The sequence below is a fragment of the Paenibacillus catalpae genome, assembly GCF_900112695.1.
GTDB lineage: Bacteria > Bacillota > Bacilli > Paenibacillales > Paenibacillaceae > Pristimantibacillus > Pristimantibacillus catalpae.
Window position 1 is genome coordinate 823,288 of the sequence record NZ_FOMT01000002.1, and the last position, 17,847, is coordinate 841,134.

16 protein-coding genes are annotated in these 17,847 nt (G+C 51.2%); 15 read left to right on the top strand and 1 reads right to left on the bottom strand.

Translation table 11 applies throughout. The features are described 5' to 3' along the window. Positions 1-14 precede the first annotated feature (14 nt). Complete coding sequence (locus BM200_RS11415; RefSeq protein ID WP_091185205.1) at positions 15-1,178, bottom strand: MFS transporter; 1,164 nt, start codon at positions 1,176-1,178, stop codon at positions 15-17. Positions 1,179-1,413: 235 nt separating this feature from the next. Between BM200_RS11415 and BM200_RS11420 the strand changes: the two genes are divergently transcribed. From BM200_RS11420 to BM200_RS11490, 15 genes are all read left to right on the top strand, one after another. Then, positions 1,414-1,872, top strand: a complete 459-nt coding sequence (locus BM200_RS11420; RefSeq protein WP_091185207.1) for a hypothetical protein — start codon at positions 1,414-1,416, stop codon at positions 1,870-1,872. Between the two features lie 44 nt (positions 1,873-1,916). Further along, positions 1,917-3,074 (top strand): transglutaminase domain-containing protein, encoded by a 1,158-nt coding sequence (locus tag BM200_RS11425; RefSeq protein WP_091185210.1) that lies wholly within the window; start codon positions 1,917-1,919, stop codon positions 3,072-3,074. Between the two features lie 28 nt (positions 3,075-3,102). Beyond that, positions 3,103-5,151 (top strand): peptidoglycan D,D-transpeptidase FtsI family protein, encoded by a 2,049-nt coding sequence (locus BM200_RS11430; protein ID WP_091185212.1) that lies wholly within the window; start codon positions 3,103-3,105, stop codon positions 5,149-5,151. Between the two features lie 192 nt (positions 5,152-5,343). Beyond that, positions 5,344-6,309 (top strand): metal ABC transporter solute-binding protein, Zn/Mn family, encoded by a 966-nt coding sequence (locus BM200_RS11435; protein ID WP_091186275.1) that lies wholly within the window; start codon positions 5,344-5,346, stop codon positions 6,307-6,309. A 22-nt stretch (positions 6,310-6,331) separates the two neighbouring features. After that, complete coding sequence (locus BM200_RS11440; RefSeq protein WP_281248367.1) at positions 6,332-7,144, top strand: metal ABC transporter ATP-binding protein; 813 nt, start codon at positions 6,332-6,334, stop codon at positions 7,142-7,144. A gap of 10 nt (positions 7,145-7,154) precedes the next feature. Further along, a complete protein-coding gene (locus tag BM200_RS11445; protein ID WP_091185215.1) occupies positions 7,155-8,114 on the top strand; it encodes a metal ABC transporter permease in 960 nt (319 codons plus the stop codon). After that, positions 8,111-8,983 carry a metal ABC transporter permease gene (locus tag BM200_RS11450; RefSeq protein WP_091185216.1) on the top strand — a complete coding sequence of 291 codons (873 nt, stop codon included), beginning with the start codon at positions 8,111-8,113 and terminating at the stop codon, positions 8,981-8,983. Before BM200_RS11445 ends, BM200_RS11450 begins: the two co-directional genes overlap by 4 nt. A 252-nt stretch (positions 8,984-9,235) precedes the next feature. Beyond that, positions 9,236-9,988: a Cof-type HAD-IIB family hydrolase gene (locus BM200_RS11455; protein WP_091185219.1), complete on the top strand. Its 753-nt coding sequence runs from the start codon at positions 9,236-9,238 to the stop codon at positions 9,986-9,988. 7 nt (positions 9,989-9,995) lie between these two features. Next, positions 9,996-10,481 carry a DUF456 domain-containing protein gene (locus BM200_RS11460; RefSeq protein ID WP_091185220.1) on the top strand — a complete coding sequence of 162 codons (486 nt, stop codon included), beginning with the start codon at positions 9,996-9,998 and terminating at the stop codon, positions 10,479-10,481. Positions 10,482-10,495: 14 nt separating this feature from the next. Next, on the top strand, positions 10,496-11,221 hold the full coding sequence (locus tag BM200_RS11465; protein WP_091185223.1) for a ThuA domain-containing protein: 726 nt from the start codon (positions 10,496-10,498) through the stop codon (positions 11,219-11,221). A gap of 39 nt (positions 11,222-11,260) precedes the next feature. Next, positions 11,261-12,904, top strand: coding sequence for a putative polysaccharide biosynthesis protein (locus BM200_RS11470; protein ID WP_091185224.1), 1,644 nt, complete (start codon positions 11,261-11,263; stop codon positions 12,902-12,904). A gap of 111 nt (positions 12,905-13,015) precedes the next feature. Next, complete coding sequence (locus BM200_RS11475; RefSeq protein ID WP_091185227.1) at positions 13,016-14,593, top strand: copper amine oxidase N-terminal domain-containing protein; 1,578 nt, start codon at positions 13,016-13,018, stop codon at positions 14,591-14,593. A gap of 30 nt (positions 14,594-14,623) precedes the next feature. Further along, positions 14,624-14,971, top strand: coding sequence for a thioredoxin family protein (locus BM200_RS11480; protein ID WP_091185229.1), 348 nt, complete (start codon positions 14,624-14,626; stop codon positions 14,969-14,971). A 175-nt stretch (positions 14,972-15,146) separates the two neighbouring features. Further along, positions 15,147-16,079: a COX15/CtaA family protein gene (locus BM200_RS11485; protein ID WP_091185231.1), complete on the top strand. Its 933-nt coding sequence runs from the start codon at positions 15,147-15,149 to the stop codon at positions 16,077-16,079. Beyond that, positions 16,076-17,836 (top strand): UbiD family decarboxylase, encoded by a 1,761-nt coding sequence (locus BM200_RS11490; protein WP_091185234.1) that lies wholly within the window; start codon positions 16,076-16,078, stop codon positions 17,834-17,836. The genes BM200_RS11485 and BM200_RS11490 overlap by 4 nt, the downstream gene beginning before the upstream one ends. Positions 17,837-17,847 lie beyond the last annotated feature (11 nt).

Consider the following 17,847-nt stretch of genomic DNA (forward strand, 5'->3'; position numbering starts at 1 on the left):
ATGGCCTTGTGCATTCACCTAGACTTGGGAAAAATGGGTGTGAGCGTAGTTTTTCTGCGGTGGAAGGGCAGGAAGCAGACGCCAATCATCAGGCCCAGGAAGGCCAAATAGTACGGTGACAGATTATCGCGCAGTTGGCCGGCAAGCATCGGACCAAGGAAAGCTCCCACAGAATAAGCAATCGACAGGACCGAGAAGGTCCGTCCGTATCTGGCACCGCCGCTGAGCTCGATCAGAAGCGTCGATATCGCCGGAAGAATAATGCCTTTGGCCATCCCGACAAAGAGAAGCAGCATGGCGAAAGGAAGCGGCGTATGAGCGGCAATCGTAAAATAGACAAGAGCCAGCCCGAGGGCTCCCCATAACGTTCGGTAGTAGGAAGACAGCTTGTTAAGGAACAGCATACTTAATGTAATCAAAGCTCCCAGGCTGACAACGGAGAACAAGATCCCCGTTTCCATCATCCCTTCCGTGGAGGTAGACATGAGCGGCAGCTCGAAGGACAGAATGCCCTGCGCGCAGCTAATGGCAACCGGCAGAAGAAACACCAGCCAAGGGATCGGAGTCCCCTCCGCAATGGCCGGCTTTTTGCTGTCTGACGACGTTGGCTCCACTTTTTCAGCCGGAGCGGCCTTAATGTCGCGTATGAAGAATAATGCGCACACGGCGGTAACGATGAGTACCCAGCCGAGTAAATAAAAGGCGGTAGTAAATCCGATCTTCGCAACCATATACGCACCGGCTGCCGGAGATACGACGGTAGCCAGCGTATGGACAAGTCCGTTACCGGCCATATACTTTCCTTGCTTGGTTACATCGCTCGAGATGCGGGCCAGCAGGGCCAGGCAGGCAGGTGACAGAAAGGCTAGTACAAATCCGCTGATCGAGCGGAGTACCAGCAGCTGCCAGGGATCAGTTACCTTCGACTGGAAGAGAAGCACGATCCCTGCCCCCATGAGACTAAAGACGATAAACAGCCTGCTGCCAAACCGGTCAACCCCATATCCGGCCATAATATTGCCTGGCAGATGAGTGATGGAGTACATCCCCATCATCAGCCCGATGAAGGAGGGTGCCGCACCAAGGGAAATCGCGAATGGGGTAAGAATCGGATATTGCGCATGCAGATCAAAGAAAGCAACAAACAGAAACAGATAAAGCCAGATTGCGGTTTTCAACAGGCACGTCCTCCTTGCCATAACCTCTTAATCTACTTGTACGTCAAAGGTGGACAGGATATGTCTCCTTGCTGTTTACGGTGCCTTACGTTTACGGCATATTATGGGTGGGTTATAATGTTTGATAATAGGACATTGCACGAGTTATAATAGGGCTAATGCTTACGAAGTAAGAATTACCACAGTAGGCAAAATCCCGCCTACTTGTGTGATAATTCTTTTAGGGGGATTGTTTTTGGAAAATTACTTTGATTTTTCCGGCTATGATTGGGAGGCCTGGAGCACCTTCTTGCAGGATCATTGGCTTGTGCTCGTCATTGCTCTTGTTGTATTACTCTTGATTATCAGAGTCGTGAAGACATTCGTGAAATGGGCATTAGTGCTCGTCATTGTAGTCGGCATTGTGGCTTACAGCGGCTATACGCTGGAGGATGTGAAATCGATCGGCACACAGGCGATCGACAGCCTGAAGCAGGAAGCTGTGTCGGCGATGGCGGGAGAAGTAGAGAAAGCAACGTTTACCTCCAATTCGGATGGAAGCTTTACCGTAAAGACAGAGAATATTGAGCTGACGGGTGTTCCCGGCTCAGGTGAAGTAAGCGTAAAGTTCCGCGGCAAATCGGTAGGTACGATGAAGATAGATTCAACTATTCAGGCTCTTATTGATCAGGCGAAGGCAAATGGCAAAGTATAGATAGACAAGTACAATGAAGTAGTTAGAGGCAAGGAGGGGTGAACATGATGGAATGGTTTCGTGCAGGGACGGTCTGGGAACCGGTCTCGCTGATCGTTCTTCTCCTTCTGCTTGTTTCGCTGCTGCAAGGAATGAGAAGGGGCGCGTCGGGTTCAGCGAGGCGTCTTTTCTTTTTTGTATGGGACGGCGTTATCATGATTGTCTGTCTTGTGCTTGCCGGGCAAATTGCCGGAGGCTTGTCCCCGAAAGCAGCGGATTGGCTGAGCGCACATGTGGAAGTTCCGCAGCGGGAACTTGGTGCAACTTCGCAGGCCTGGTATACGTTTATTACAAGTCTGCGTGATTTCGCGCTGCTCCGATACGGGATTCTGTTCCTCCTGTCGTATTTGCTGCTCCGGTTAGCAGCTTCGTTTCTTGTTCCTCTGCTGGAGATGCTTTTTGCCGCCAGACAGCGCCCCGGCAGACATGAGAGTATGGACCGTCTTCCAGGAGGAAGGGCGGCAAGCCGTGCGGCCGGTGCCGTATTTGGTACCGTTCACGGCGCGGGACGGGCATTCGTATTTGTAGCTGCCCTCTTTATTTATGTGTCGCTTGCGCCTAACGGACTGTGGTCCGGAACGATCCAGCAGTCACCATTGTACATGAAGGCATCGGCTGTGCTTGAGCCGGTTGCCGGCGATATGCTGACCGGACGCGGACCTGTTCTCGCCGAAGCGGTACAGGCGGAGTTTCAGAATGTCCTGCAGCGCAAATACGAGATTATTGACTACAATATCCCGGCAGATATTGAGCAGGCAGCCCTTCAGATTACGAAGGACAAGAGCGGTGAGGAAGAGAAGGCGCGCGCCTTGTATGACTGGCTGGGCAGCAGGATTGCGTATGATTGGGACAAGGCTGACAATTATGTAGACAATGGGGTTTGGAAAGAGCAGACGCCGGAAGAAACGTTTGAAACCCGCAAAGGGGTCTGTATCGACGTTGCCCGGCTGTATGCGGTTATGGCACGCGCGTCCGGTCTAGAAGTAAAGGTTGTTACCGGCACGGGACTGGACGGGAACGGAGGCTCCGGTCCGCATGCGTGGAATGAAGTGAAAATTGGCGGAGAGAATGGATCCTGGATTCCGCTGGATGCGACATGGGCGTCTTCCGGCGACTGGTTTAACCCGGATAATTTCGACAAGACCCATATCCGGGCTGTATAAGTTAGATTTAGACAAGAGGTGAACAGGCTTGCATGATGATCCGCAGAAACGGGAAATAACGAATCGTCGTCATTTCTCGTTTCGTTTGAATTTATTCTTTTTTATCGTATTTGGACTCTTTAGCGTTCTTATTATTCAGCTTGCTATTCTCCAGTTTGTGGAAGGCCCAAAGCTTAGCGCACAGGGCAGCCAAAAGAGTACGAGGAGCGTCAAAATCGCGCCGATCCGGGGCAATATATACGATTCGTCCGGTACTCCGATAGCTTATTCGACATCTACGCAGTCGCTTTACTTTACGATTTCTCCCGACTTCAAGGACGGGGATGCGGAAGCGATAGCCGCGAAGCTTGAAGCGGTGTTTAATGAAGTCGGTGATAAAGATCCGGAAAAGGCCATGACGACCGAAGACATTATTCGGCAGATGGACCTGGATTTCCGGCGGAATACGATCTCTACTCCGCGCCGGATCAAGACCGGTTTGACCAATAAAGAGATTGCCTACTTTATGGAGCACCGCGATGAATTCAAAGGCATAGATATTGTTGAGGAAAGCGTTCGTAACTACAGCAAAGATACGGTAGCCGTTCAGCTTGTAGGATATTTGAAGAAATTCAGAGGTGTCCGTGATTCCCTTGATTTCTATAAAGCAAAAGGGAACGAGGAGGATCCGCAGCTTCAATATCTGGATGACGAGGACGTTGGTTTTGACGGTCTTGAATACATGTATCAGGATATATTGCGGGGCAAGAACGGCCTGAAGACGTATCCGGTTAATAATGCCGAGCGGATTATTGGTCCCGTACAGATTACGAACCCGAAAAAGGGCGATGATCTGTATTTGACGATCAACCGTAATGTGCAGTTAACGACGGAACAGGCTATTGTCGACCAGATCCAAAAAATCAGAACGTCGTCAAATAAGTCCGAGCGTGCCGAATATGCCAAAATCGGCTTTGCCGTCGCTATGGAAGTGAATACCGGTAAAGTCGTTGCGATGGCGAGCATGCCGGATTACGATCCTAACATTTGGTTTGGCGGCAGAATCAGCAATGAAGACTACAAAAACTTCGAATCCGTCTTGAACAACGGTACGATCAGAGAGGTATTCCCTCATTATGAAACGGAGAAAGAGCGGAATCAGCATCCGTCCTCGCTCGTGCCTCCGGGCTCGACGATGAAGCCTTTATCGATTCTGATCGGTTTAAACGAGAAGCTGTTTACGACTTCGAGCACATACTTTGACAACGGAGCCTTCTTCTTTGGTTCAACGGGCCATGAAGTGCGGATCGGCAACGCCTCGAACCATGCTTACGGCTTGCTGGACCCGGCCTCGGCGATTGCCCATTCCTCCAACCCGTTTATGGCGAAGATGGTGGGCAACAATATGTATGAGAAATACGGCAAAAAAGGCGTCGATGTATGGGATAACTACATGAAGCAATTTGGGCTTGGCGTTCTGACCGGCAGCGGTCTGAGAGGCGAATCCAAAGGCACTATTGACTACTACCACGAAGCCGAAACAGCAAGCTCCCAGTCCGCCCTGGTGCGGGCTTCATTTGGTCAGCAGGCGCGTTACACGCCGCTGCAGCTGGTGCAATATGCGTCCATGCTGGCTAATCAGGGCAAGCGGATGAAGCCGCAATTCGTGAACCAGATTAAAGACGCGGAAGGGAACGTTGTGCAGACATTTAAGCCTGAGGTGCTTAACACCGTTGATCTCCCAGACTCTTATTGGAATGAAATTGAGGAAGGCATGTCCAAGGTTAACGTGCAAGGATTCGACGGCGTAACGTACACGTATGAAAGAAAGACGGGTACAGCCCAGTCTGACGTGGCCGGCCGCCGCGCGGATAATGCGGTATTTATCGCTTATGCGCCAAGAGAGAATCCGAAGCTGGCTGTTGCGGTTGTTATACCGGACGGTGAGTTTGGCGGCTGGGGTGCTGCTCCAATTGCCCGGAAAATTTTTGATGCCTATGATTACGAGGTTGGCTTGAACGGTACGCCGGGCAAGCAGAAGGATCAGGCGAATAATTCGGCAAACGCAGGAACGACAGGCACTGCAAACCAGCCATAAGGATGACCATAAGAAGCTGTTTCTGAAGATTCGAAAAAGAATCTTTAGAGACGGCTTTTTTTTTTTGAAACTTTTTAAAAAGAAATTTCGTATAAATGTTGCATCAGAGAAACATTTTTGAATACAATAAAAAAAGAGGCGTTAAGCTAACTAATGTTCGTCCATGCAAAACTTAAGGATGGGGGAAAGGGTATGCGGTTTTCCAAAAAGCCAAACTCCGCGATTAAGCGGTTTATTATGACCATTTTATTTCTGGCTGTAAGTGCTCTTCTGATGACCGCTTGCGGAGCCGGGCAAGACGACGGCGCTGCAGGCGGAGGTAAGCTTAAGGTTACAGCTACAACCGGCATGATTGCTGACGTGGCGCAGGAGGTAGGCGGCGAAGATGTTGTTGTTACCGGCTTGATGGGGTCAGGAGTTGACCCTCATCTCTATAAGGCGTCGTATGGCGATGTGAAGAAGCTGGATCGGGCGGACATTATTTTATATAACGGGCTGCATCTGGAAGGGAAAATGGCGGAGATGTTCGAGAAGCTGGAGAAGCGTAAACCAACCGTTGCGATATCTTCGCGCATACCGGAGTCCGAATTGCGTTCATTCCCCGGCGGAGGGAGCCAGTCGCATGACCCGCATATCTGGTTTAATGTGAAAATGATGATTTCGGCAACAGAGGTTATTCGTGACTCCCTGATCGAGAAGGATCCGGAGCATGCCGACGTTTACTCGCAGCGCGCTGCTGCCTATATCGGGAAGCTGGAGGAGCTGGACCGTTATGCCCGCGAGCAGATCGCATCGATTCCCGAAGAAAGAAGGATACTGGTTACCGCACATGATGCCTTTGGTTATTTCGGTGATGAGTATGGGCTTGAGGTAACCGGTCTGCAGGGGATGAACACGATGTCCGAGTATGGCTCCAAAGATGTCAGCTCGTTGCGTGATTTCCTTGTTGAGAACAAGATAAAAGCGGTCTTTATCGAATCCAGCGTGCCGAAAAAAGCGATTGAATCGGTCATTGAAGGAGCACGTTCGATGGGGCATGAGGTGACGATCGGCGGCGAGCTGTTCTCCGATGCGATGGGCGAAGCCGGTACCGAGGAAGGAACCTATATCGGAATGGTTAGACATAATGTAGATACCGTTGTTCACGCGTTGAAATAACAAAAGAAAGGAAGTGTTGGTGATGTCGAAAGCAAAGGTACAGTCTGCAGCATCTGTAATGGAGCGGGAGGGTGCTGCTCCTCCATTAACGATCAACGGGCTGAGCGCAGCCTACCAGAAGAAACCGGTACTACGCGGCGTCTCTTTCACCGTGACGGAAGGTGAGCTTATAGGAGTTATCGGTCCTAACGGCGCCGGCAAATCGACCATGATGAAGGCGGCTCTTGGCCTTATTCCGAGCCTTAGCGGCGATGTGCTGGTGTACGGCAAACCTTATAAGCAGCAGCGCAAGCTGGTCGGTTATGTACCGCAGCGTGAATCCGTCGATTGGGACTTTCCGACGAATGCGCTTGATGTGGTGATGATGGGCCGTTACGGACATCTTGGCCTGTTCGGAAGACCAGGCGCGAAGGAACGCGCCATTGCGATGGAATGTCTGGCCAAGGTCGGAATGGCCGACTTTGCATCACGTCAGATCAGCCAGCTGTCCGGCGGACAGCAGCAGCGGGTATTTCTGGCGCGCGCGCTGGCACAGGATGCGAGCTTGTACTTCATGGATGAACCGTTCGCGGGTGTGGATGCCGCAACGGAGAAAGCCATTATTACCCTTCTTCAGGAGCTGAAGCAGCAAGGGAAGACGGTAATTGTCGTTCATCATGACCTTGCGACGGTGGAGGAATATTTCGATTCCGTCCTGCTGCTGAACGTAGAACTAGTCGCTTACGGCAAGACAAAGGATGTATTTACACAAGAGTTGCTGCAGCATACTTATGGCGGCCGATTGGCGTTTCTTGACCGGAACAGCCTGCTTAAGACGGACATCACGGAAGGGTGAGTGAGCAGATATGAATACGCTATGGACGCTTCTCCAGGATCCGAACATGCAGTGGATTCTGATCAGCTGCACCCTGCTTGGTCTCAGCAGCGGCATTATCGGCTGCTTCTCCTATTTGCGGAAGCAGAGCCTGATGGGCGATACGCTTGCACATGCGGCATTGCCCGGCATTTGCATTGCTTTTATGCTGACGGGTACGAAGTCTATTCTGTATTTCCTGATCGGTGCGGGTCTGGCAGGTGTGGCAGCGACCTTTGGTATCGGCTGGATTACGCGGCATTCCCGGATTAAGCATGACGCGGCGATGGGCATTGTTTTATCCTCCTTCTTTGGACTTGGCATTGTGCTGCTCACCCTTGTACAGCATGGGGGCTACGGCAATCAGGCGGGGCTTGATAAATTTCTGTTTGGCCAGGCGGCATCGATGGTTGGTTCCGACGTGCTCACTCTGTCGATCGTCAGCCTGATTCTGGTTTCGGTCTGTTATTTCTTATTTAAGCAGTTCAAGCTGGTATCCTTTGATCCCGGCTTTGCCAAGGGGATCGGTTATCCGGTCGCTTTTTACGAGCAGCTTACCATGCTCCTCATGGTTGTTGCGGTTGTAGTAGGCATTCAGGCGGTTGGCGTTATACTCGTCGCTTCCCTGATCATCACCCCGGCGGTATCCGCCCGGTACTGGACGGACCGGCTTGGCGTGATGGTAGTTGTATCCGGCATATTTGGTGCGATAAGTGGCGCAACAGGTGCAATAGCCAGCTCTACCGCGGCGAGTCTGCCAACAGGGCCGCTTACCGTACTTGCCGCAACCGCGTTGTTTGGACTTTCGCTGTTGCTTGGCTCCAAGCGGGGGATTATCGTGCGGAGGCTTGTGCGGCAACGAATGAAACGGTCGCTCGGATTCGGATATGAGGAGCAGGCAGCAACGGCATCCGTTCCGGATGAACGGGTAAACAAGGAGGCGGCATTATGAGCGACTTCTGGATTTTACTAACGGGCGTGCTCGTTGCGAGCTGCAGCGGCATACTTGGCACCTTCCTTGTTCTGCGCAAAATGGCGATGATCGGCGATGCAATCAGCCATTCCGTCATGCCGGGTATCGTTATTGCTTTTCTGCTGAGCGGTTCGCGGGATTCTCTTCTAATGATGGTTGCGGCGATGGCCTGCGGATTATTTGCCGTATTCCTCATACAGCTGTTTCAGAATAAAGGGGTGCAGGCCGATGCGTCGATCGGGGTTGTATTCACCGCACTGTTCGCCATTGGCGTTCTCTTGGTCAGCCTGTTCGCCAGACAGGTGCATCTCGACCAGGATGCGATTCTGTACGGGGAAATCGCCTACGTCCACTGGAATACCTGGGTAGTGAACGGGATTGACCTCGGGCCAAAAGCGGTATGGCTGCTTGGCATAACTCTGATTATCATTGTAGCGGTCATCAGTCTGTTCTATAAGCAATTCAAGCTCTGCTCCTTTGATCCCGCGCTTGCTGCCGCCTGCGGCATTCCGGTTGCGCTGTTCCATTACCTTCTGATGGGCATGGTATCGATGGCAACGGTCAGTTCCTTCGAAAGCGTAGGAGCGATTCTGGTCGTCGGGATGCTGATCATTCCGGCTGCTACGGCATATCTGTTGACGGACCGGCTGAGCCGGATGATTTTGCTCAGTGTAGGTGTGGGCATTCTAAGCGTGTTTGGCGGTTATGGTGCTGCCGTTGTGCTGGATGCTTCCATCGCCGGCTGTATCGTTTGCGCAGCAGCTGTACTGTTCGTGCTGGCCTTCCTGTTCTCGCCGTCTCATGGCATTGTCGCGAAGAAGCTTCGCCTCCGCAAGCTTGCGGCTTAATTAGCAATACGCTCAAGCCCGGCCCCTCTGTAACGGAGGGGCCGGGCTTCATTCTGCTTCTAATAACAGGTTGCCTGTTTAACCCATGACTTAAGGGATAGTTTTGCTTGAGACCGGCTCAGCACAAAGTTGAACCTTTCTTACACGTCCCAACGTTTAGTACAATAGGCGGCTTTTTAAACGGCTTCATTTGGAATCTTCCTAATCTGTGCTAAAATATTGCATAGTAGAAACAGGCAGGAGGATTTATCGATGGGGAATTACAAATTAGTCGCACTGGACATGGACGGCACTTTGCTGAACGAGCAAAGCGAGATCAGCAAGGAGAATGCGGAATGGATCCAGCGGGCGCTTGATGCCGGTATAACGGTAAGCTTCTCGACCGGTCGCGGCTTCCGCGGGGCGCTTCCGTTTGCGGAGCAGCTGAAGCTGGAGACGCCAATGATTACGGTGAACGGCAGCGAGATTTGGCAGAAGCCGCACGTGCTGCATAAACGCACCTTGCTGAGCCCGGTATACATCAAGCAGCTGCATGAGCTGGCCCTAAGGCATGAAGGCACCTGGTTCTGGGCGTACTCGACGAATGGCATTTACAATCTGGAGAAATGGATCGATCCGTCGACGACGTATGAAGACCATCACTGGCTCAAGTTCGGTTACTACACGGAGGACGATGTTGTCCGGGGTCGTATCCTGCAGGAAGTAACGGAATGGGATGCGCTCGAGATTACGAACTCTTCGCCGCAGAATCTGGAGCTGAATGCCAAAGGCATCACGAAGGCCAGCGCGATCCGCGAATTATGCAGCATGCTGGGTATTGAGATGTCGCAGGTGGTTGCTGCAGGAGACAGCTTGAATGATATTGCGGCGATCCGTGAAGCGGGACTTGGGGTAGCGATGGGCAATGCGCAGCAGGCGGTAAAGGATGCGGCAGATGTGGTGACGCTCACCAACAATGAGAACGGCGTCGCCGAAATCATCAAACAATATGTATTGAAAGGTTGATGCCTAAGTGGATATTTTAGGCTGGTCGCTGGTTGTCATTTTATTTGTAGTCGGGATGGCCGGGGCCATCTGGCCGATTCTGCCGGGAGTATTTGCGATATACGGCGCATTCTTCGTGTACGGCTTCTTCTTCACGTTCGAACCGTTTGGCTGGGTATTCTGGACGGTGCAGACCTTGATTCTGGTCGTTCTGGTTATAGCCGACCATGCGGTCAGCGCATGGGGGGTTCACCGGTTTGGCGGCTCCAAGGCGTCCATTATAGGCAGTACGATTGGACTTATACTTGGTCCATTCGTCATTCCTGCCTTTGGCCTGATTATTGGTCCGTTTGCCGGGGCTGTTATCGGCGAACTGGCTGTAGGCTCGAATATCGAGAAGTCGTTTAAAGTCGGCATCGGCTCACTGGTTGGCTTATTAACCAGCGTCGTTGTCAAAATCATTCTTCAAGCAGCAATGATCGTGCTATTTATTATTTGGTTAATGTCCAATTAGGGAGATGAACAGGAATGGTAAAAGTTACAGTATGGAATGAGTTTTTGCATGAGAAAGAGCATGAAGAGGTAAGAAACATTTATCCTGACGGCATACATAACGCGATTGCCGAAGGAATCCGCACATCTGAAATCGAGATTCAAACCGCAACCCTGGAAGAACCGGAGCACGGACTCACCGAGGAAAAGCTGAACAATACCGACGTTCTGATCTGGTGGGGACATATGGGCCATGACCGCGTTGACGATGCAATCGTGGAGCGGGTGCATCAGCGCGTGATGGACGGCATGGGTCTTATTGTTTTGCACTCCGGCCATTTTTCGAAAATTTTCAAAAAGCTGATGGGCACCGGTTGTGATCTGAAATGGCGCGAAGCGGGCGAGAAGGAACGGATCTGGACCGTTAATCCGGCCCATCCGATTGCAGCGGGCATTCCGGAATACGTCACGATTGATCATGAAGAAATGTACGGCGAGCACTTCGACATTCCGGCTCCGGATGAGCTTGTATTCGTCAGCTGGTTCGAAGGCGGAGAAGTGTTCCGCAGCGGCTGCACCTTCTTCCGCGGCCAAGGCAAAGTGTTCTACTTCCGTCCGGGGCATGAGACACACCCGACCTATTACCACCCGCATGTCCTTCAGATCATCCGTAACGGCGTGAAGTGGGCTGCACCATCCGAAGCAGGCAAGCCTGTGCGCGGCAACCATCAGCCGCTCGAGCCGATTAAAGGCCAAGCTTAATTCTAATTGGGCCAGTAATTATAGAAAGAGTAGGACATCATGAAAAAAGATTCTCTTATAAAAGGCACGCTAATTCTGGCGGCGGCCGCGCTGATTGCCCGGTTCCTCGGCATTTTCCAACGGGTGCCGCTTGACCACATCTTAACCGAAAACGGTGGTCTCTATTTTGCGGTAGCGAACAACGTGTACTTGACGCTTCTTGTGGTAGCTACAGGCGGGCTTCCAAGCGCGATCAGCAAAATGGTATCCGAACGGTACGCGCTCGGCCGGGAACATGAAGCAAAACGCGTCTATCAGGCAGCGTTGATGTTTGGTATCGTAACGGGCGTAATCCTCACGATCGCCCTGTACGCAGCGGCGCCGTATTACGCTATTCATATTGCCAAGACGCCCGGTGCGGAGGTGGCTATCCGCGCGGTTGCGCCAACTCTGCTTATCTTCCCGATTATCGCGATGATGAGGGGCTACTTCCAAGGCCGTCAGCTCATGATGGCAGGCGGTATGTCTCAAATTATCGAGCAGATTTTACGCGTAATCGTTGGTGTTGCACTCGCTTACTACGTCGTATCGATCGTGGATTGGGGCGAAAAATGGGGCGCAGCCGCAGCGTCGTTTGGCAACGTTATTGGCGGAGTCGGCGCTTTGCTCGTCATGATCTATTATGGACGAAAGCTGCGCCGGGGCGACCTGGCGGAGCGCAAGGCAGTGGACATTGAGGCGGTTAAAGCCGCATCGAAAATTCCTTTCCGCTCGATTTACCGTGAGATTTTTACGATGTCTATCCCGATTGTTATTACAGCAATGACCGTGCAAATTATTTATACCTTTGATTCGTCCTTATTTGTCCGTTTGACGGAGACCTATTATGGCTATCATGAAGCGCTTCTGGTGCTGAGAGACCTCAGCTTCAAAGCACAGACGGTTGCGGGTATTCCGCCGATTCTCGCCATTGCGCTCAGCACCTCGATTATTCCGGTCATATCGTCGGCTTATTCCTTGCGCAATATGGCCGAGGTGCAGCGCCAGACTGCTCTTGTCATGCGCATCGTGCTGTTTACCGGCGTGCCGGCAGCCCTTTGCCTTGCAGCAGCATCTTATTCCGTAACAGGCCTCATCTTTACTGGACCAAGAGGTTACGGAATTGTAGCTGCGCTCACAGCAGGGACGATCTTCCAGATTACGATGATGACAAGCAACTCGATTCTGTTCGGTTTAGGCAAGGCACGTATTCCGATGATGAATACTTTCGTCGGAATCGGGCTGAAAATTCTGTGCAGCTACGCCCTCGCTCCGATCTATGGCGTATATGGCGTTATTATGGCGACAAGTGTCTGCTTCGTCATTATGACATGGATGAATCTCGAAGCGATCAGAAGAGAAGTGAAGTTTACGGTGCTGGGCAGCCGCTGGCCTTCCTATATCGTAACCATTGTTATATCGGTAGCCGCAGGCTGGGGGACTGAGGTGGGCATTCGCCGCCTGACGGACAGCTGGCCGGACAAGCTGACGTATCTTATCTCTGCCATAGCAGCCGGCGCTGTGATCGGAGTCCTGTATCTTGTTCTGCTGGTTCTGCTTCGTGTCGTCACGATGGAGGATGCGAAGTCCTTCCCGGGTCCGCTGCGCAAGCTGTTTGTCCTGCTTCTGAAGGTGCTTGGACGTTCAAAGCCTCAGAAATCGTGATATAAATTCTTAATTTCCATACATTTACAACCCCCCTGAACCTCAGTTACAATAGATAGGATTATAGGTCTATTAATCTATCTATTACTGGCAGTGAAGGGAGATTTGCAAATGAAGAGTATGAAAAGATTCAAGAGGGGGATCATTCTGATTTTGTCGCTTGCGCTGGTAATCGTGGCAGGCTGTCAAGCGATTCAGGGTGTAGACTTTAACACCGTGCTCAAAAACACGTTTAAAGTGACCTCCGCCGAAAGCAAGCAATCGGTAGAACTCAAGCTTCTTATGAATGAAGAAGCCTATGAGGGAATGCCTGAAGAAGAAATCGCTCTTATGAAATTATTCTCGAGTTTGAAGATTCAGTTAGATAGCGTGAAAATTCAGGATGCAAGTCATGCTTCCTATGCGGGCAAGCTGATTGTCGGCGATAATGTAAGCATCGGCTTCTCGATCAAGCAGTCGGATACAACGGCGGTCATCGAAGTGGAAGGCGCTAAGCTTCCGATCGTGATTGACGTAACAGGCTCTGGTATTGGATCGATGCTGGGCACGGCTGAGCTTGATGCTGCGGCAGCAGACTCCGATGAAGAGGCCGTGACGGCGATTGGCAAAGAAATTATGGACAGCGCGACATCCTTCTTCATCGATAATCTGCCTAACCCGGATAAACTCTCGGTTAATGCGGTACAAGAACCCATTAACGGGGTGACCACCTCGCTGTTCCATGTGAAGGCTGAACTGAGCGGCACGGAAATTTGGGCTTGGGTGAAGAAATACGTAGATGTTCTTGCGAGCGACCGTGATGGGCTTGAATCGTTCGTGAAGCAGATCGTTGCGATTATGAACAGCCATCCGGAATTGTTTGAGGAAATGGGTGTAGATCCATTCGAACAATCAGGTCTGGATATGCCGACAACCGAAGATATGATTAAAGAAATGACTGATGAGCTGGAAGCGTTGTTTGTGTCCCTGCAGGATGAGCTGAAAGCCATGGAAGAAGAAGGCGGCGAAGATCTTAAGCATATCTTCAATAACGACTCTTCGATTAAAGCAGAGCTTTATGTAGACAGCAAAATGGATATCCGCAAGCAGGCAATCGACTTGACGCTTAAGCCTAGCGAGCAAGCTTTGTTCCCGCTCGACGGACTTTCGCTGCACGTGGAGAGTGAGATGTGGAACGTAAATGGCAAGGTAGAGGCAGATGTGCCCGTAGTTCCTGAGAAAGCTGTTTATTCACATGAACTTGATGCGATGCAAGGCTATCAATTCCTCCGTTTGTTTGACAAGCAGTCCGCAGCGTACGGTTTGCTCGACCAGCTTCAAATCGGCAAGCAAACAGTGGAGCTCCCGGTTGATTACTCCCGATATCCGGCAATTGTGACTCCTAAGTATGTGACGATTGTTCCGCTTCGGACCGTTGCTGAACAGCTTGGAGCAACGGTTAAATATGATAAAAAGACCAAAAGTGTAACAGTCTATGATGAAGTGGCGAATACTACAATCGTCCTGAAGGAAGGCTCTGACCGTGTAACGGTCAACGGAAAAGCAAAGACATGGTCGTTTGTAACCAAATCCGTTGACGGCACGTTGTATGTAGCTGGCCGCGACTTCGCTAATGCGCTTGGCGCGAAAGTCCGTTGGGATGACAGCTGGGGCAGTGATGTGTTCGTCATTGAACGTGAAGTGCATTAATCATTCCGTATAATGGGGAGGATGACAACCATGAACAAACTAACAACAGACGCAGCCTTCCGGGAAGCCGTACAAGGCGATGGCATTACAGTTGCGGTATTCAAAACAACCTGGTGCCCGGATTGCCACTACATCGATCCGTTTATGCCGGATGTCGAGCAGCAGTACAGCGGTAAAATCTCGTTCTACGAAATTGACCGCGATGATCTGCCTGATCTTTGCTCCGAGCTGAACATTCTCGGTATTCCAAGCTTTATCGCGTTCCGAAATGGCAAGGAACTGATCCGGTTCGTCAGCAAGCTTCGCAAGACAAGGGACGAAATCGAACAGTTTCTGGACCGTGCGGTACAGGTTGCAGATGCTCTTCCAAACGGATAGAAATCATTAAATTGTGCGGCTCATGGAGTTCATCCTGAGCCGCACTTTTTGTTCAAACGCATCATTGCCACGGAACTGTCACACCCTAGGAAGTGTCACATTTTCAACATGGCTTTTGACCCCTATAATCGCTATAATGAGGTGACAACAAAACCCGAAATAAGGTGATTTTATTATGGTTACCGGCCGTTTTCGCGCGCTTGCTCTCGCATCGTGCATCGGAATGCTTTTTGTTCTGCTTGCCGGAGCACTTGTTACAAATACCGGATCCGGACGCGGATGCGGTGATGATTGGCCGCTGTGCAACGGTGAATTTATTCCCGCGTATACAATGGAAACCGCGATCGAATTTTCGCATCGTCTGATTACCGGATTTGAAGGTATGCTCGTTGTGGCAGCCTTTGTCGCCATATACCTGCTGTTCCGAAAAAATAATACGGATTACAAAGAGCCGCTGATCTATGCGAGCGGAGCTCTGTTCTTCACGATTATTCAAGCGCTTATGGGCGCTGCAGCAGTCGTATGGTATCAGTCCGACGCCGTTATGGCTATTCATTTTGGCATTTCCTTAATTGCATTTGCATTTACTTTGCTGCTTGTCGTTTGGTCTTATCGTGTGAAGAACGGGAAGCCGGTGGAACTGGTCATACCTCGTGCAATATTTCCGCGCATGCTGGCTGTCTCCATTTTCTGTTATATTGTCGTTTACCTCGGTGCTTTTATCCGTCATACGGATTCTGCAGGCGGCTGCCTCGGATGGCCGCTATGCAACGGCGAGGTTGTACCGGAGCTAGAGGGAGCAACAGCAGCAGTCTTTATTCATCGTGTAGGAGCACTTATTTTTGGTCTTGCTATAATCGGGCTTTATGTCCATGTACGCAAAATCAGCGGCAAAGGCGAAGGTCTTACGAAATCTGCCGGCTGGGCGCTAATCCTCGTCATTGCTCAGATTCTGAGCGGTGCGCTGCTGACGAAGACAATCGGCAACGAGGACTGGTTCCTGTTTACGAACCTGCTTCATAATTTAATTATAACGGGCTTGTTTGGAATATTAAGTGATATGTTGATACGTTCCTGGCGGCTGCGGGAAGGACGGGTAAAAACGTGAGTTTTCAGAACCTGCGTGAATTTGTAGAGGTATTAAAAAGGGAGAAGGACTTGCTCGTTATTGACGCGCAAGTAGACCCCAATCTCGAACTGGCGGAAATTCACCGCCGTGTTATAGAAGAGGAAGGACCGGCACTGCTTTTCACGAATGTGAAGGGCAGTCCTTTTCCCGTTCTGACGAATATGTTCGGGACAAGCCGCCGTGTTGATCTCGCCTTTGGACCACGTCCCGAAGAGATCATGAAGCAGATTGTTGGAGCAGCGGACCGGATTATGCCTCCAACGCCCAAAGCTTTATGGGGTGAGAAGAAGCTGATTTGGGACATGCTTAAGGTAGGTATGAAAGAAGTGCCGAGCGGTACTGCTCCGATCCTTCAAGTATTAAAGCGTCAAAATCCGCTGGCCGGAGTCCCGCGGGTTACAAGCTGGCAGGAGGATGGCGGTCCGTTTATTACTTTGCCTCTTGTCTATACGGAGAGCTTAAAATCCCGTAAAGCGCATAATCTAGGAATGTACCGCATGCAGATTTACGATGATTCAACAACCGGCATGCATTGGCAAATACATAAAGGCGGCGGCTTCCACTACCATGAAGCGGAAAAGCGGAATGAAGCGCTCCCGGTGTCCGTCTTCCTTGGCGGTCCGCCTGCACTGATTGCTTCTGCGATTGCGCCGCTTCCGGAGCATCTGCCGGAGCTGCTGATGGCTTCGCTTATTCTGGGCGGCAAGCTGCCTGTCGTATCCGATCCTCACAGTAAACACCGGATTCCTGCGGAAGCTGAATTCGTGATCAGCGGTCAAGTGCCTCCGCATATCCGGCGACCGGAAGGTCCGTTTGGCGATCACTTTGGTTACTACTCGCTTGTTCATGACTTCCCGGTGTTTAATGTGAATCACGTATGGCATCGCAAGGATGCGATCTATCCGGCGACGATTGTTGGCAAGCCTCGTCAGGAAGATTATTATCTTGGCGAGTACCTGCAGCGTCTTCTGGCCCCTGCATTCCCGATGGTAATGCCGGGTGTGAATGAGCTGTGGGCTTACGCGGAAGCCGGCGTACACGCGCTTGCAGCCGCTGTGGTGCGGGAATCCTATTCGCGCGAGGCACTATCGACGGCCTTCAGCATTCTTGGCCAAGGTCAGCTGACTTTGACCAAATTCCTGATGCTGACCGATCAGCCGATCGACCTGTCACGGTTTGACGTACTGCTTGAGACCGTTCTTGAACGGTTCCAGCCGCAGACGGATCTGTTTGTCTTTGATGAAACATCCCATGATACACTCGACTATACAAGCGGCAAATTTAATCATGGCAGTAAAGCGGTTATGCTGGGCGTAGGCGAGCCGGTGAGACAGCTGCCGTCAAGCTATGAAGAAGGCGTTATTGAAGAAATCAGCAACGCACAGGTATACTGCCGCGGATGTTTGGTTGTATCCGGCGCATCCTATGAAGCAGAGCCGCAGCTTGCGGAGCGACTGCTTGCAAGGCTGTCGGAGCGCGGAACGGAATGGCCGATGGTTGTGCTGGTAGATGATGCCAACATTGCGCATGGACAAACGTCGTTCTTATGGACGGTGTTTACCCGGTTTAATCCGGCGGATGATATTTATGCGAATGCCGAAATTCGCCGCCATCATTTTGGCTACAAGCTGCCAATCGTTATTGATGCAAGAATGAAGCCGGGTTATCCGGCGGAGCTGTTCCCGCGCGAGGATATTACCGAGCTGGTTGACCGCAGATGGAACGAATACTTCTAATCACTTAAGTG

Bases quoted from the DNA above. Each gene is read 5' to 3' on its own strand.
- BM200_RS11425 (WP_091185210.1), top strand. From the start codon at position 1,917: ATGATGGAATGGTTTCGTGCAGGGACGGTCTGGGAACCGGTCTCGCTG.
- BM200_RS11435 (WP_091186275.1), top strand. From the start codon at position 5,344: ATGCGGTTTTCCAAAAAGCCAAACTCCGCGATTAAGCGGTTTATTATG.
- BM200_RS11440 (WP_281248367.1), top strand. From the start codon at position 6,332: ATGTCGAAAGCAAAGGTACAGTCTGCAGCATCTGTAATGGAGCGGGAG.
- BM200_RS11445 (WP_091185215.1), top strand. From the start codon at position 7,155: ATGAATACGCTATGGACGCTTCTCCAGGATCCGAACATGCAGTGGATT.
- BM200_RS11450 (WP_091185216.1), top strand. From the start codon at position 8,111: ATGAGCGACTTCTGGATTTTACTAACGGGCGTGCTCGTTGCGAGCTGC.
- BM200_RS11455 (WP_091185219.1), top strand. From the start codon at position 9,236: ATGGGGAATTACAAATTAGTCGCACTGGACATGGACGGCACTTTGCTG.
- BM200_RS11465 (WP_091185223.1), top strand. From the start codon at position 10,496: ATGGTAAAAGTTACAGTATGGAATGAGTTTTTGCATGAGAAAGAGCAT.
- BM200_RS11470 (WP_091185224.1), top strand. From the start codon at position 11,261: ATGAAAAAAGATTCTCTTATAAAAGGCACGCTAATTCTGGCGGCGGCC.
- BM200_RS11475 (WP_091185227.1), top strand. From the start codon at position 13,016: ATGAAGAGTATGAAAAGATTCAAGAGGGGGATCATTCTGATTTTGTCG.
- BM200_RS11480 (WP_091185229.1), top strand. From the start codon at position 14,624: ATGAACAAACTAACAACAGACGCAGCCTTCCGGGAAGCCGTACAAGGC.
- BM200_RS11485 (WP_091185231.1), top strand. From the start codon at position 15,147: ATGGTTACCGGCCGTTTTCGCGCGCTTGCTCTCGCATCGTGCATCGGA.